Source organism: Streptococcus sp. oral taxon 431 (assembly GCF_023115445.1).
Classification (GTDB): Bacteria; Bacillota; Bacilli; order Lactobacillales; family Streptococcaceae; genus Streptococcus.
Window position 1 is genome coordinate 13,426 of sequence record NZ_JALDUI010000021.1, and the last position, 15,634, is coordinate 29,059.

Annotated in this window: 13 protein-coding genes; all 13 read right to left on the reverse strand. The window is 41.9% G+C overall.

Going from position 1 to position 15,634, the window contains the following annotated elements:
• Positions 1-30 precede the first annotated feature (30 nt).
• Entirely contained in the window at positions 31-2,247 is a 2,217-nt protein-coding gene (locus M1R56_RS09320; RefSeq protein WP_001123766.1) for a bifunctional (p)ppGpp synthetase/guanosine-3',5'-bis(diphosphate) 3'-pyrophosphohydrolase, read from the reverse strand.
• Between the two features lie 144 nt (positions 2,248-2,391).
• Positions 2,392-3,522 (reverse strand): sn-glycerol-3-phosphate ABC transporter ATP-binding protein UgpC, encoded by a 1,131-nt coding sequence (gene ugpC / locus M1R56_RS09325; RefSeq protein WP_248035955.1) that lies wholly within the window; start codon positions 3,520-3,522, stop codon positions 2,392-2,394.
• 113 nt (positions 3,523-3,635) lie between these two features.
• Positions 3,636-4,505, reverse strand: a complete 870-nt coding sequence (locus tag M1R56_RS09330) for a helix-turn-helix domain-containing protein (protein WP_248035956.1) — start codon at positions 4,503-4,505, stop codon at positions 3,636-3,638.
• Between the two features lie 2 nt (positions 4,506-4,507).
• Positions 4,508-4,894, reverse strand: a complete 387-nt coding sequence (locus M1R56_RS09335) for a Mini-ribonuclease 3 (RefSeq protein WP_045763483.1) — start codon at positions 4,892-4,894, stop codon at positions 4,508-4,510.
• On the reverse strand, positions 4,887-6,230 hold the full coding sequence (gene cysS, locus M1R56_RS09340; protein ID WP_248035965.1) for a cysteine--tRNA ligase: 1,344 nt from the start codon (positions 6,228-6,230) through the stop codon (positions 4,887-4,889). The genes M1R56_RS09335 and cysS overlap by 8 nt, the downstream gene beginning before the upstream one ends.
• A 228-nt stretch (positions 6,231-6,458) precedes the next feature.
• Positions 6,459-7,220, reverse strand: coding sequence for a nucleoside phosphorylase (locus M1R56_RS09345; RefSeq protein WP_248035957.1), 762 nt, complete (start codon positions 7,218-7,220; stop codon positions 6,459-6,461).
• Positions 7,221-7,223: 3 nt separating this feature from the next.
• Positions 7,224-8,090 (reverse strand): GNAT family N-acetyltransferase, encoded by an 867-nt coding sequence (locus M1R56_RS09350; RefSeq protein ID WP_248035958.1) that lies wholly within the window; start codon positions 8,088-8,090, stop codon positions 7,224-7,226.
• Between the two features lie 11 nt (positions 8,091-8,101).
• On the reverse strand, positions 8,102-8,719 hold the full coding sequence (gene cysE, locus M1R56_RS09355; protein WP_248035959.1) for a serine O-acetyltransferase: 618 nt from the start codon (positions 8,717-8,719) through the stop codon (positions 8,102-8,104).
• Between the two features lie 15 nt (positions 8,720-8,734).
• Positions 8,735-10,939 carry a polyribonucleotide nucleotidyltransferase gene (pnp, locus tag M1R56_RS09360; RefSeq protein ID WP_248035960.1) on the reverse strand — a complete coding sequence of 735 codons (2,205 nt, stop codon included), beginning with the start codon at positions 10,937-10,939 and terminating at the stop codon, positions 8,735-8,737.
• Positions 10,940-11,430: 491 nt separating this feature from the next.
• Positions 11,431-12,297, reverse strand: a complete 867-nt coding sequence (gene metF, locus M1R56_RS09365) for a methylenetetrahydrofolate reductase [NAD(P)H] (protein ID WP_248035961.1) — start codon at positions 12,295-12,297, stop codon at positions 11,431-11,433.
• Between the two features lie 62 nt (positions 12,298-12,359).
• Positions 12,360-14,609 carry a 5-methyltetrahydropteroyltriglutamate--homocysteine S-methyltransferase gene (gene metE / locus M1R56_RS09370; protein ID WP_248035962.1) on the reverse strand — a complete coding sequence of 750 codons (2,250 nt, stop codon included), beginning with the start codon at positions 14,607-14,609 and terminating at the stop codon, positions 12,360-12,362.
• Positions 14,610-14,868: 259 nt separating this feature from the next.
• Positions 14,869-15,162, reverse strand: coding sequence for a helix-turn-helix transcriptional regulator (locus tag M1R56_RS09375; RefSeq protein ID WP_248035963.1), 294 nt, complete (start codon positions 15,160-15,162; stop codon positions 14,869-14,871).
• A complete protein-coding gene (locus tag M1R56_RS09380) occupies positions 15,152-15,517 on the reverse strand; it encodes a type II toxin-antitoxin system RelE/ParE family toxin (RefSeq protein ID WP_248035964.1) in 366 nt (121 codons plus the stop codon). Before M1R56_RS09380 ends, M1R56_RS09375 begins: the two co-directional genes overlap by 11 nt.
• Positions 15,518-15,634 lie beyond the last annotated feature (117 nt).

Consider the following 15,634-nt stretch of genomic DNA (forward strand, 5'->3'; position numbering starts at 1 on the left):
AGTAATCCTTTCTGATGATATCAAACCAACTTAACCATTGGTACGTTTAACCGAGTAGACTTCTGGTACACTCTTAATCTTATCAACCACGGTGGTCAGCATTGAAAGGTTTGAAATTCCAAAGGAAACATGAATATTGGCAAATTTCATATCCTTGGTTGGTTGAGCATTAACGGTTGAGATATTCTTAGTTGTATTTGATAGGACTTGCAAGATATCATTCAATAGACCAGAACGGTTGAGCCCGTAAATATCGATGTGAGCCATATACTCCTTGCTTGAGAATTGGTCTTCCCACTCAACATCGAGTAGACGTTGTTCGTAGTTTTCCTGTGAACGAAGGTTCATACAGTCTACACGGTGGATGGCAACTCCGCGTCCTTTAGTAATATAGCCGACGATATCATCACCTGGAACAGGGTTACAACATTTGGCAATCCGGATCAAGAGCCCAGAAGCACCTTGGATGACTACTCCACCCTCATGCTTAACCTTAAGCGTGTCCTTGTTCTCCACCTTGACTTCGCCACCCTTGACCAATTCTTCAGCTTCTGCCTTAGCTTTGGCCCGCTCTTCTTCACGACGTTCTTTCTCTGTCAAACGGTTAAAGACAGTGATGGCTCCAATTTCTCCAAAACCAATCGCCGCAAATAGCGCTTCTTCTGTCTTGTAGCTGGTTTTTTGAAGGACTTCATCCATGTGGCGTTTGTCCATAAATTTATTGGCCACATAGCCGTTTTCTTGGAGCTGACTAATCAGCAATTCACGACCTTTATTGATGGACAATTCTTTATCTTGGTTTTTAAAGAACTGACGAATTTTGTTACGAGCCTTGCTGGTCTTGACCATATTGAGCCAGTCACGGCTTGGTCCAAATGAATTTGGATTAGTGATGATTTCAACCTGGTCACCCGTTTTTAACTTGGTCGTCAATGGAACCATACGGCCATTAACCTTGGCACCAGTCGCTTTTTCCCCAATTTTTGTATGAATTTCATAAGCAAAGTCAATCGGTCCAGAATCCTTTGGAAGTGAACGAACCGCCCCATCTGGAGTAAAGACATAAATCTCCTCAGCCAGATAGTTTTCTTTGACAGTATCCACAAATTCTTTGGCATCATCTGCTTGATCTTGGAGCTCCATCATCTCCTTGATCCAGTTCATCCCAATAGCAGATTCCTTGCTATTAACCTGACCCTTGATTCCTTTTTTGTAAGCCCAGTGAGCCGCAACCCCGTACTCAGCAACCTCGTGCATCTCCTTAGTACGAATCTGGAACTCAATCGGCCCTTTTGGTCCATAAACAGTCGTATGGATAGACTGGTAACCATTGGCCTTACGATTGGCAATATAGTCTTTAAAACGTCCCGGCATCGGTTTCCAAAGCTCATGAACGTAGCCCAACATCGCATAGACATCACTCTGAGTATCTAGGATACAACGAATAGCAATCAGGTCGTAGATCTCTTCAAAGCGTTTTTTCTTATCCTGCATCTTACGATAGATAGAGTAGATATGCTTTGGACGACCGTAGATTTTTCCTGTAAGATGGCGCTCAGATGAGTATTCCTCGAGTTTCGTCACAACTTCATCGACCAAGGCTTCACGCTCTTGACGTTTTTCCTTCATCATGTGACTAATCTTGTAAAATTCAGTTGGATTCAGATAGCGGAAAGAGAGATCTTCCAGTTCCCACTTCACACTTGAAATCCCCAAACGGTGAGCAAGTGGCGCATAGATTTCCATGGTTTCTCTGGAAATACGCTCCTGCTTGTCCTTACGAAGGTGCTTGAGGGTGCGCATATTGTGTAGGCGGTCAGAAAGTTTGACCAAGATAACACGGATATCCTCTGACATAGCCATGAGCATCTTGCGATGATTTTCAGCCAGCTGCTCCTCGATAGACTTATACTCAACCTTACCAAGCTTGGTAACACCATCTACAATCACTCGAACATCGTGACCAAATTCGCGTTCTAAGTCATCTAAAGTAGCATCTGTGTCTTCAACCACGTCATGCAAAAAACCACAGGCAACAGTGACAGCATCTAGCTTGAGCTTAGCCAAAATACCTGCTACCTGAATAGGGTGGATAATGTAGGGCTCGCCAGATTTACGATATTGACCACTATGGCATTCTACAGCGTAAACCAAGGCTTTATGTACAAAAGCAACATCTTCTTTCGATAAATATTTCTGTGTTAAAGCGACGACTTCATCGCCTGAATAAATTACTTCTTTGGGCATGCATACTCTCCAATTCTTCCTACCATTTTAACACTTTTTTGAGGATATGAAAACTAGTAAAGCCCATTCTGTAAGAGTTTGCTAAACTTGATAAAAAAACACTACTAGAAAAACTCTAGTAGTGCTCATTGATTAAAATCTATCTTAGTAAACTGTTCTTTCAGTTTCTACGTCGAAGAAGTGTGCTTTGTTCAAGTCAAATCCAAGTTCAACTGTTGCACCTGCTTGCAAGTAGTCACGAGCGTCAACTTTTGCAACGAACTCATCTTTACCAACTTGGCAGTATAGGTGAGATTCTGAACCGAGCAATTCTGATACAGAGATCGTTGCTTTCACAACTGATTCTGGGAATGTTTCAAGGAAAGCAGGTTCTGCATTTACGTCTTCTGGACGGATACCGAAGATCAATTCTTTACCTTCGTAACCTTTTTCACGAAGAACTTTCAAAGCACCTTCTGGAACTTTCAAAGTAAATCCGTCAGCAACAATGCGGTCACCGTTCAATTTAACGTTGATGAAGTTCATAGCTGGGCTTCCGATAAATCCTGCTACGAATTTGTTAACTGGGTTTTTGTAAACTTCTTGAGGAGTACCGATTTGTTCAACACGTCCGATAGTACCTGTTCCAGCAGGGTTCTTAGTAGCTGACATGATAACGATACGGTCTGCAAGTGTCATAGCTTCAGTTTGGTCGTGAGTTACGTAGATAGTTGTAGCTCCGATACGACGGTGGATTTTGGCAATTTCAGCACGCATTGATACACGAAGTTTTGCATCCAAGTTTGACAAAGGCTCGTCCATCAAGAATACTTTTGCGTCACGGACGATCGCACGACCCATGGCAACACGTTGACGTTGACCACCAGAAAGGTCAGCAGGTTTGCGTTCCAAGAATTCTTTCAATCCAAGGATTTCAGCTGCTTCTTGTACACGTTTGTCGATGTCTTCCTTGCTGTATTTACGCAATTTCAAACCGAAAGCCATGTTATCGTATACAGTCATGTGTGGGTAAAGAGCGTAGTTTTGGAATACCATGGCGATGTCACGATCTTTTGGAGCTACGTCGTTGACAACCACTCCATCGATAGATGCAGTACCTTCTGTGATGTCTTCAAGACCAGCAATCATACGAAGGGTAGTTGATTTACCACATCCTGAAGGTCCTACGAAAACGATAAACTCTTTGTCTTTGATGTTCAAGTTGAAGTCTTCAACTGAATAGTGTTCGCTGTTTGGATATTTTTTGTAAATATTTTTAAGATTTAATTCTACCATTGTGGAGAACTCCTTTTGTCATTTGATAGTTTTATTATAGATGAAAACGTTTTACTTTTCTATGGCAAGATGACCAAAAAAATAAAAAAGTTCTGTGCAACTTGCACAAAACTTTATAAGATATCTGGTAATATCAGTTGATAACAGAGGGTCAAATCTGTCAAATCTTTTAATTCTAAGCCTGTTAGTTCTGCCCATTTATCAATCTTGTATTGGAGAGAATTACGGTGCAAATACAACTGCTGGGCTGTTTTTGTCAAGACTGCACTGTTTTCCCACAGTGAAAGGACGATTTCCTGAATCTGATCTTGATCTAGAATTTGCTGACGGAGATAGTCCTTGATAAGTCTAAGATCAACCTGTCTTTCTCCCAAACTCCAAAGATAAAGTTGAGAAAAAGTATGAACTCCTTGATGACCTTGACACCACCAAGTCTTAAAGAGCTCACGCTCTGCCTTAATCAAGTCCGCTAAATTTTGCTGGGCATTCTGAGCCCAGACCTGTCCCAGCATGATCGATAGACGAACGCCAAAGTCATATTCTACAGCTTCGAGAGTATCTGATAGGATAGAACGAACTGACGAGTACTTGTCCTGTTGAAGAACAAAAATGTAATCTTGGGATCCCACCTGAATCATAGTCAGGAAGTTTGGAAAAAGGGTTCGCATCATATCTAGCCAAGAAGATAGATTTTCTTGTTGGAAATAGGATAGGTGGCAATAAACAAGTTGCAACTTTTTAAAGTTTTGCGGTGCCTGTCCCTTAGCTTCGATCAGATAGCTATACCAGGGATTGAGTGAGATAGTTTGCTCCTGCTTGGTTAAAAGAGCCACCAATTGTTTTTCACGCTCGCTAAGACTAGCTTCCTCAAGCAAAAGCCACTGATAATTTGACAGAGGTAGACTTAGATAACCCTCTTTATCACCTGGCTGATCTAAGATTTTACCATCAGGAAACCAATCCAGTAGTTCTTTTGCAATCATTCCTAGCCCTCCACTTTTTGGATGCACCAAGAAATCAAGGTTTCGAGGCGTTCCACATTTTCAGTCATATGAAGATAGCCCATGACCGCTTCAAAACCAGTAGACATACGATAGGTTACCACATCTGCATTCTTAGCCTTGGTATGGCTGTTGGTGTTGCGACCCCGTTTATAGATTTCTTCTTCTTTTTCCGTTAAGACTTCTTCTTCCAGCATGAGGGAAATCAAGTGTGCCTGAGCCTTGGCCGACACATACTTGGTTGCCTCTTGGTGAAGTTTATTGGGCTTGGTCATGCCTTTGAGAATGAGATGGCGACGAATATACATAGAATAAACTGCATCTCCTTCAAAAGCTAGCGCAATCCCGTTAATGAGATTGACATCAATCACGTGTCCACCTCACTCCATCCTTGGTATCAAGTAGCTTAATCCCTTGTGCAGCTAGTTGGTCACGGATTTGATCCGCTGTCGCAAAGTCTTTATTTGCACGTGCTTCTTGGCGTTTTTGAATCAAGGCTTCAATCTCTTCATCCAAAACTTCTTCGACAAATACCACTCCAAAGACTTCTAACATAGCTGCAAGAGTTTCCTTGACAGCTGCATCATAGTTTCCCGAGTTGATCCATTTAGCCATTTCAAAGACAACTGTGATTCCATTAGCTGTATTGAAATCCTCATCCATAGCCGCTATAAACTTATCTTTAAATGCCTGTAACTCCTGAGCATCTACAGTTCCAGTAAATGGTTGTTCATAGGTGTTCTTCAAATACTTGAGATTAGTCTCCGCATCACGCACTGCTTTTTCCGTAAAATTGATAGGCTTACGGTAGTGCTGAGTCGCAAAGAAGAAACGCAATACTTGACCGTCGATCGTTTCGAGGGCATCGTGTACCGTAATGAAGTTACCCAAAGACTTAGACATCTTGACATTGTCGATATTGACAAAACCATTGTGCATCCAGTAGTTGGCAAAGGTCTTGCCTGTTTTAGCTTCAGACTGGGCAATTTCATTGGTATGGTGAGGAAACTCAAGGTCAGCTCCACCACCGTGAATATCGATGGTATCACCCAAAATCTCCGTTGACATGACCGAACATTCGATATGCCAGCCTGGACGTCCAGGTCCCCAAGGACTGTCCCAAGAAATCTCACCTGGTTTAGCAGATTTCCAAAGAGCAAAGTCTACAGGATTTTCCTTACGAGCCGTTTCCTCATCGGTACGACCTGAAGCACCTAGTTCCAAGTCTTCTAGTGTTTTATTAGCTAACTTAGCATAGTTATGAGATTTTTCCACACGGAAATAGACATCTCCTTGACTCTCATATGCATAGCCTTTTTCAATCAAATCAGCAACAAAACGAATAATATCATCCATAAACTCGACTACACGAGGATGACGAGTCGCAGGTTTCACCCCCAAAGCCGTCACGTCCTCACGAAAGGCAGCAATGTACTTGTCCGCTACTTCCTGAGGTGTGATGCCTTCTTCCTTGGCGCGGTTAATAATCTTGTCATCTACATCGGTAAAGTTGGAAATGTAGGCGACCTCATAACCACGGTACTCAAAGTAGCGACGAATGGTATCGAAGGCTACTGTCGAGCGGGCATTCCCCACGTGGATATAATTGTATACCGTTGGCCCACAGACATACATGAGAACCTCTCCCTTTGTAATCGGGACAAATTCTCGTAAATCACGAGACATGGTGTCATAGATTTTAATCATAAAATAATAGTCAGGAAAGCTAAAATTCATAAACAGATATTTTCATAACTAACTGTTCAACTAAATTTTAGTCCGATTGCCTGTCACAAATCGGATTTCCTTGCTCCTTTCTAAACATAAAAGAAGAATACAGTAAAAAGATGAAGGGAGTCACTACGGAAGTTTTATTGCTATGTTTTCCGTTAGGCTCCCTTCCTTTATTGTTTCGAATTTATCGTAAAGACTAGTCTAAACTAACTCTTGCGCAATTACTAATGCTATCTCAAAAAAAGTCATAGCATCCGCTTTTCTATCCTCGCGTCTAGCATCCCATTCGTGATTTTGATGGTCGACATAGTCAGCTGTGTAGAAAAACTGATAGACACTGGCTTGTCGATATTGGGCCCAGGCCATGATAGCTGAAGCTTCCATATCTACAACTGTCGCTCCCATTGCTAGTCTTCGTTTGACCTTAGCAGCTGTTTCACGATAGAAGGCATCTGTGGTCCAAGCCTTTGTTCGAATGTGCTCAATGCAAGATTTATTCAAAGCTTTTTCCATAGTTAAGAGTAGAGATTGGTCATAAGCTATCTCATCACTTGCTGGAGCATAGTGATAACTAGTACCTTCATCACGTAAAGCCGAGCTTGGTAGGATAATCTTATCTGCTTGAATAGACTGGTCTAGAACTCCGCAAGATCCTAAAATGATAAAGTTCTTAAATCCTCTTGCTTTGAGTTCTTCTAAGAGTCCAACAACCATTGGAGCTCCAATAAGAGCCATAGCAACTGCTACCTTACTCCCATCTTTTTCATAGATATACCATGGCAGTTTACCATTTAGATTGGTAAGATAGCCACCTTCGTAAACACCTTCCAACTGCTTTACTCGTTCAAGGATCTCTCCATTAAAAGACAAGATAATGGTATCACAGATTTCTCCACCACTAAGGAGGCTTCGATCAGTTGGCTCTATAACAGCAGGTACATTTTCAAATTCTTCTAATAGCATTTATTACTCTTTCGCATTCAGATAAACCACCTGGGTCTGTTTAACAAAGCCAATCTTTTCATACAAACGTTTGGCACCTACATTGCTATCTTCCACGGCAATCTGAAACTCCTTGTCATTTTGCTCAATCAGTTTGTTGACGAGGGATTTTGCTAGATAACTTCCGTAGCCTTGCCCACGTTCAAGCTCAGCTATTGCTAAACCATAGAGGTAATTCGTATTACTCGATAAATCAACTGTGCAAGTTCCAATAACCTGACTGTCTTTTAACAAAATATATAAGCGACTTTCTGGATCCTTCAGAGCTTCAGCGACATATCTATCCACAATCTCTCTAGACTCATGCTCTTCTGAGAATGCCTGAAATTTTAACTGACTAATTTGCTCCTGATACGAGCTATCTGCTAACAAAACTTCAAGATTAGAAAGGTTTGCTAACGGGTAAGGGTTTCTATCCTTACCTAACCAAGTTTCTGTCTCTTCATCCTCAATTAGTCCCCAGTTGCTGACAAAATCAGGATGACGGTCTAGAAAAATACGTTCTGTCTGAAAAGTCACTGAACGAATAGGGAAAGAAGTCGTTTCTTTCTCAAAGCTAGTAAACAAAGCACGTGCAATTCCCTGACGGCGATGATTGGGATGAACCAGTATCGTCACTTCCACATCTTGGTCATCAGCATAGACAGTTAACAAACCAACCAGTTCGCCTTTTTCGTAAAAAAGGAAAAATGCAGGCATGTTTGGATCAAAATTAAGCATGTTAGAAAGATAAGGATCACGATAAGTTCCATCATAGGCTTGGCAACAGTTAATTAGTTTTTTCGCCTCAAATAACTCCTCTTGGCTTAACTTATTTCTTGCTTGAATCATATAGATATCCTCTACAGCCCAGACGACCTATGACTGGCATCTCTCGCTTGCTCGAGTTTATTGACGTAGTATTCCCGTTTTTCTTCTACTTCATGAATGGTGGGTTCATCCTTTTGCCCATGCACTCGGACAATCTTGGCTGGAATACCGACAACCGTTACATCGCTAGGAACATCTGCCACAACAACTGCTGCAGCACCGACCTTGGCATTTTCACCGATTTCTACAGGCCCGATAACTTGGGCATGTGCAGATATGAGAGCTCCCTTACGCACGGTCGGATGGCGTTTGCCAACATCCTTCCCTGTCCCACCAAGAGTTACCCCGTGGTAGAGAAGAACCCCTTTTTCAACGATAGCCGTCTCCCCAATCACAAGGCCAGAACCATGGTCGATAAAGACACCTGAGTCGATCTGAGCACCCGGATGAATCTCGATTTGTGTCCAAAAACGCCAAAACTGGCTGTGCATACGAGCTAAGAGCTTAAAGCCATTCTTCCAGAGAAAATGAGAGAGACGGTGGGCAGCCAAGGCTTTCACACCAGGATAGGTCAAAAGAACCTCCAATGTGGTGCGAGCCGCTGGATCATTTTCTTTTACGATATCAATGGTTTCACGCCACCATCCCATACAATTCTCCTTTTCTTATTCTGAGTCTTTTGGTGTTTCTGTAGTTTCTTTCTTAGGTTTGTTGTCCTTGTGGTGGTGACGAGGACCCTTTTCACCTTTTTCTTCTGAATGTTCAGGTTTCGGTGGACGTGGCAAGAGTGCTTTCATCGAAGCATCTACACGACCTTTTTCGTCAATCTTGATAATCTTAACATCCACTTCATCACCAATGGCTACCAAGTCTTCGACACGGTTAGTGCGAGTCCAAGCCATTTCAGAGATATGAACAAGGGCATCTGTCTTATCAAAGAGGTTGACAAAGGCACCAAATTTCTCGATACGAACAACCTTAGCATGGTAAACTTCGTCCACCTTAGCTTCACGAACCAAACCAGCAATAATCTCTTTAGCACGATTGATGGCATCTTGGTCGCTAGAGTAGATAGAAACATTTCCTTCTTCGTCAATATCAATCTTAACGCCTGTTTCAGCGATAATTTTGTCGATGGTTTCTCCACCCTTACCGATGACGATCTTGATCTTGTCCACATCAATCTTGATGGTATCAATTTTCGGAGCAGTTGGAGCCAATTCTGGACGAACTTCTGGAATCGTTTCTTCAATCACATCAAGGATTTCAAAACGCGCTTTCTTAGCTTGGGCAAGGGCTTCTGTCAAGATTTCTGCAGTGATTCCCTGAATCTTGATATCCATCTGAAGGGCTGTAATACCATCACGAGTACCTGCAACCTTAAAGTCCATATCTCCAAAGTGGTCTTCCAAACCTTGGATATCTGTCAATACGGTGTAGTTATTTCCATCTGAGATAAGTCCCATGGCAATACCAGCTACTGGTGCCTTGATTGGCACACCACCAGCCATAAGGGCAAGAGTTCCCGCACAGATAGAGGCTTGAGATGAAGAACCGTTTGATTCCAAGACTTCTGCTACTAGGCGGATAGCGTATGGAAATTCTTCCAAGCTTGGCAATACTTGAGCAAGAGCACGCTCACCAAGAGCACCGTGACCAATTTCACGGCGACCTGGAGCACCGTAACGTCCAGTTTCCCCTACAGAGTATTGTGGGAAGTTATAGTGGTGCATAAAGCGTTTCTTGTACTCTGGATCCAAACCATCGATGATTTGAGTTTCACCCATTGGCGCCAAAGTCAAGATAGAAAGAGCTTGCGTTTGTCCACGAGTAAAGAGACCTGAACCGTGCACACGAGGAAGGAAGTCAACAACCGCATCCAAAGGACGGATTTCATCAACCTTACGGCCGTCAGGACGAACCTTGTCTTCAGTGATCAAACGGCGCACTTCAGCGTGTTCCATTTGTTCCAAGATTTCAGCCACATCACGCATGATACGGTCAAATTCTTCGTGGTCTGCATATTTTTCTTCGTAAACTGCTGTAACTTGGTCTTTCACTGCTTGAGTTGCAGCTTCACGCGCCAATTTTTCTTCTACTTGGACCGCTTTTTGAAGGTCACTGTTGTAGGCTGCGATGATTTCAGCCTGCAATTCCTCATCCACATGAAGCAATTCTACTTCTGCTTTTTCTTTACCGACTGCCGCAACGATTTCTTCTTGGAAGGCAATCAATTCTTTAACGGCTTCGTGTCCTTTCAGAAGAGCTTCCAACATGATTTCTTCTGACAATTCTTTGGCACCAGACTCTACCATGTTGATAGCGTGCTTCGTACCAGCTACTGTCAATTCTAGAAGCGATTGCTCTGCTTGTTCTTGCGTTGGGTTGATGATGATTTGGCCATCCACATAACCCACTTGTACCCCAGCGATTGGTCCATCAAATGGAATATCTGAGATAGAAAGCGCCAATGATGAACCAAACATAGCTGCCATTGGTGCAGATGCATTTTCATCGTAAGAAAGAACAGTATTGATGACTTGCACTTCATTACGGAAACCTTCCGCAAACATTGGACGGATTGGACGGTCAATCAAACGCGCTGTCAAAGTCGCATCTGTTGAAGGACGTCCTTCACGTTTCATAAAGCCACCAGGAAATTTCCCAGCCGCATACATTTTTTCTTCGTAGTTGACTTGAAGTGGGAAGAAATCCCCAGTTGCCATCTTCTTTGACATAACGGCAGCAGTCAAGACAGTTGACTCACCATAACGCACGACAACAGCACCATTTGCTTGCTTAGCAACCTGGCCAGTCTCTACGATCAACTCACGACCCGCAAAAGTCGTTTGAAACACTTGTTTTGTCATTTTAATCCCCTTTGGATTGATAAAATTATACGCCTTGCCTACAAAGATCAAGATATTTTGGACGGTTCGGTTTGCCGAACATTTCTGTAGAAAAATAGGAAGGTGACGAAGCATTCGATGAATGCTAGGAAGCTTGTCTTTTTTCCTAAGAAATGAGGACAAAATTCAATTATGAATCTTTTTGATATTTCACTGAAACAGTGTGGACGGGAGGTAAAATTATCCAGTGGATGATTTTAGAAATCCAAGGAATTTCACTATAGCGTGAAACATCTTTTAACACTCACTTCGTTCGTGATTTTTTATAGACACCAATTTTCAGATTTTGCTTAAAAATTAATCGACTATTAAAATTCGTTAAAACCTAAATACCCTCATCTTTGTATCAAGTACGTACAGAGTCTATTTTATCATATTTTTCTTAAAAAGTGCTGGCTTTTCTATTAAAAAGGAACCATTCCTCTATGAAAAGAAGAATGGTTTGCTTTTTATTATCCTAAAGACTGATGATTGAACAAGGCATGGGTTGCTTGATGGATGTATTGGGCAGTTTCTGCATTGTTCATAGTGTAGAGATGCACACCTGCAACGTCCTGAGTTACCAAGTCCACTATTTGGTCCACGGCATAGGCAAGTCCTGCTGCTCTGAGTGACTCAGGGTCATTCTCATACTTGTCTAAGATAGCTTTAAACTTACGTGGGAGATGGATATTCTCACAAGTCTTCAAAAGACGAAGAGCTTGGTTACGGTTGAGGATTGGCATGATACCCGCATGAATAGGCACATCAATTCCAGCCAAGGTACACTTGTCTTGGAAATCATAGAAACGCTCATTGTCAAAGAATAGCTGAGTGACAAGACTAGAGCATCCTGCATCCACTTTTTTCTTAAGATTTTGGATATCTGAGATTTGGTTTGGAGAGTCTGGATGACCTTCAGGATAACAAGCACCAATGATATCAAAGTGTGGGGCCTGTTCCTTGATGAACTCAATCAAGTCTGTCGCATAACGGAAATCCTTCTGTGGCTCAACACCTGGAATGATATCTCCACGAAGAGCCAAGATTTTCTGTACTCCAACCTTATCCAAATCTACAATTGTCTCAGCCACCTTATCCTTAGTCAGATAAATAGCTGGCAAGTGAGCAATGGTTGGAATCTCCAAGTCATTTTGGATAAAGTCGGCCAAACGGACCGTCGTCTCTTTGATATTAAATTTATTATTGCTGGCAGTCACACTGATGAAGTGTGGGGCCAAGTCCTGCATATCTTTCAGGGCTGCAATAATTTTGTCATTGCCTACTGCTGGGTTTGGAGGGAAAACTTCAAATGAGAGGGACGGTGTTTGACGTGACATATGTATAAACCTTTTCTAGTTGATTTCTTACTGATCAACCATGTATGGAGAAATGTCTTTTCTTACAATTTCTCACGAGCAGCTTTAGCAGCTTCTACAAGGCGGATCAAGCTTTCTTTTGTTTCTGGAATACCACGTGTTTTCAAACCACAGTCTGGGTTGATCCAAACTTTCTTGCTTGGCACTTTAGCAAGGATGGCTTCGATTGTGTGGTCGATTTCGCCTTCATTAGGCACACGAGGTGAGTGGATATCGTAAACCCCAGGGCCCACTTCTGTTTGGAAGTTTTTCGCTTTGAGTTCGTCCAAGATTTCAAGGTTTGAACGGCTAGCTTCAAAGGAAATAACGTCTGCATCCAAGTTGTCGATAGCTGGGATGATATCTGTAAATTCTGAGTAACACATGTGAGTGTGGATTTGTGTGTCTGGTGCTACTGTTGAGTGTACCAAGCGGAAGGCTGGAATAGCCCAGTCAAGGTAGTCTTCGTACCAGTCGCTACGACGGAGTGGCAATTTCTCACGAAGAGCAGCCTCGTCGATTTGGATGATTTTCACGCCTGCAGCTTCAAGGTCAAGAACTTCATCCTTGATTGCAAGAGCGATTTGAAGAGTAGAATCCTTGATAGAGATGTCTTCACGTGGGAATGACCAGTTAAGGATAGTAACAGGTCCAGTCAACATACCTTTAACAGGTTTGTCAGTACGGCTTTGTGCGTAGCTAGACCATTTCACAGTGATTGGGTTGAGACGAGTCACATCACCCCAGATGATTGGTGGTTTAACCCCACGCATACCGTATGATTGTACCCAACCATTCTTAGAGAAGAGGTAACCTGACAAGTTTTGACCGAAGTACTCAACCATGTCATTACGCTCGAATTCACCGTGTACAAGCACGTCAAATCCAACTTCTTCTTGCCATTTGATCCATTCGTCGATGGTTTCAGCAAGGAAGGCATCGTATTCTTCTTGTGACAATTCACCCTTACGAAAGGCCAAACGTTTAGCACGAACTTCCTTGGTTTGAGGGAATGAACCGATGGTTGTTGTTGGAAGAGCTGGAAGTTTGAAGGCTTCTTCTTGGATAGCTTCACGTTCTGCAAAGGCTGGCAAACGAGTGTAGTCTGCATCTGTCAATCCTGCGATACGAGCACGAAGTTCCGCATTTTCACCAACACGTTCAGTCGCAAAGAGTTCTTTGTTTGCTGCAAGAGCCTCTGCACCTTGACCATTGCGGATAGCATCCAAGTCACGGATCTCATCCAATTTTTCAACTGCAAATGCAAAGTGGTTCAAGATAGCTGGTTCAAATTCTTCATTAGCAGTTGTAAATGGCACATGAAGAAGTGAACATGAGCTAGTCAAGACGATGTTTTCAGCTGGGATTTGCTCAAGAACAGCCAAGCTCTTTTCGTAGTTGTTGCGCCAGATGTTTTTACCATTGACAATACCTGCATAGAGAATCTTGTCAGCTGGGAATCCACCTTTAACGAGTTCAAGAGTTTTCTTACCTTCAACGAAGTCAAGACCGATGGCATCTACTGGCAATTTCACAAGGTCAGCGTAAACATCACGAACGTCTCCGAAGTAAGTCTGAAGCAAGACTTCAAGACCTTTTTTATCAGCCAAAAGCTTGTTGTAGAGGTTCAAGAAGAGTGCTTTTTCTTCTTCTGTCAAGTCTTTGACAAGAGCAGCTTCATCGAGTTGGATACGAGTCGCACCAAGTTCAGCCAATTTTGCAAATACGTCTTGATAAGCAGCTACTAAGCTATCTACGAAGTCTTCTGCTTTTACGCCTTCTTCAAAGTCTGACAATTGAAGGAAAGTGAATGGACCTACAAGGACAGGACGAGTGTTGAGACCAAGTTCTTTTGCTTCTTGGAACTCATCAAAAATCTTGTGACCAGCCAATTTTACTTGAGTGTCTTTTTCAAATTTAGGAACGATGTAGTGGTAGTTGGTGTTGAACCATTTCTTCATTGGAAGGGCACGAACATCCCCTTTTTCTCCTTGGTAACCACGTCCCAAAGCAAAGTAACGTTCAAGGTCAGACAATTCCAAGTTTTGAACAGATGCAGGAACTACGTTGAAAAGGAAAGCAGCATCAAGGAAGTTGTCATAGTGAGAAAAGTCATTTGATGGGATTTCAGTGATTCCTTTTTCTTTGACAATGTTCCAGTGTTTTGCACGCAATTCTTTTGCAGCAGCCAAGAGTTCTTCTTCTGAGATTTCTTTTCTAAAGTATTTTTCAGTTGTAAATTTTAATTCGCGGAATTCACCCAAACGTGGGAAACCGATAATTGTAGTTGACATGTTTTGTCCTCCAAAAATTGTTGTTGAAACTATCTTAACAGAAAAGAAACCGTCTGTATAATTGTAAAAACTTAGGCTTTGATATAGTTTGAAACTATATCGCTATTTGAAGTACAAAAAAGGATTTGGAGAAGATTCCCCAAATCCTTTGATAGACAATGATTAATAGAGTTTTTAAATATTTACGTTTAGAACAAAATATTAGTGAACCGAGAACTGACTATGGCTTGCTATTAGAAAAGACTATAAGTCAGTTTAATCAACTTTTTTCCTGTTCAAGTGGGACGACTGCTAGTGTCTTGCCTAAACTGGCTAAAACTTTTAAGACCGTATCCAACTGAGGGCTCGTCTTTCCTGTTTCCATCCTAGCTATGACAGTCTGGCTCACTCCACTGAGTTCTTCTAGTTTTTTCTGACTAATTCCTTGCTCATGTCTAGCCTCAATCAACTCACTCATGATAGCCACTCGCATATCACTTTCAAGGATTTCCTCCTTGGTAAAGAGTTCTGAACGGACATCCTTCCAATTACTCCCAATGGCACTATTTTTCATCACTTAACCCTCTTTCTTTTAAGTCCTTCAGTTCACGCTTGGCTTTTTCAATTTCTCTTCTAGGAGTCTTTTGAATCTTTTTGACAAAATGATGTAAGAGAACAAAGCTCCCATCAATCCAAGCTACAAATAAAATCCTGTCCCTAAGAGGTCTTAATTCCCATATCTCATCTTCCAAATATTTAATATAGGGTTCACCAGCTCTAGTCCCATGTTGACTCAACAACTCAATATAGTCGTTTAGTTTATTGAGTTTAATACGACTATCCTTACTTTTCTGACAAGCCAATTCTCTCATATAATCCAAGACTGGCTCATTTCCATTTTTGTCCTTATAGAAGTAAATTGTATGCACCAAGCAACCTCTTTTCAATCAAATTATAACTTAAAAGTTATTATAGTATCTTAGTTTATAAAATACATGTTATAATAAAGCTATGGCATATAGTACAGATTTTAAACACCGAGCATT

Coding starts and splice junctions, on each gene's coding strand:
- M1R56_RS09320 (WP_001123766.1), bottom strand. CDS start 2,247: ATGCCCAAAGAAGTAATTTATTCAGGCGATGAAGTCGTCGCTTTAACA.
- ugpC (WP_248035955.1), bottom strand. CDS start 3,522: ATGGTAGAATTAAATCTTAAAAATATTTACAAAAAATATCCAAACAGC.
- M1R56_RS09330 (WP_248035956.1), bottom strand. CDS start 4,505: ATGATTGCAAAAGAACTACTGGATTGGTTTCCTGATGGTAAAATCTTA.
- cysS (WP_248035965.1), bottom strand. CDS start 6,230: ATGATTAAAATCTATGACACCATGTCTCGTGATTTACGAGAATTTGTC.
- M1R56_RS09345 (WP_248035957.1), bottom strand. CDS start 7,220: ATGCTATTAGAAGAATTTGAAAATGTACCTGCTGTTATAGAGCCAACT.
- M1R56_RS09350 (WP_248035958.1), bottom strand. CDS start 8,090: ATGATTCAAGCAAGAAATAAGTTAAGCCAAGAGGAGTTATTTGAGGCG.
- cysE (WP_248035959.1), bottom strand. CDS start 8,719: ATGGGATGGTGGCGTGAAACCATTGATATCGTAAAAGAAAATGATCCA.
- pnp (WP_248035960.1), bottom strand. CDS start 10,939: ATGACAAAACAAGTGTTTCAAACGACTTTTGCGGGTCGTGAGTTGATC.
- metF (WP_248035961.1), bottom strand. CDS start 12,297: ATGTCACGTCAAACACCGTCCCTCTCATTTGAAGTTTTCCCTCCAAAC.
- metE (WP_248035962.1), bottom strand. CDS start 14,609: ATGTCAACTACAATTATCGGTTTCCCACGTTTGGGTGAATTCCGCGAA.
- M1R56_RS09375 (WP_248035963.1), bottom strand. CDS start 15,162: ATGAAAAATAGTGCCATTGGGAGTAATTGGAAGGATGTCCGTTCAGAA.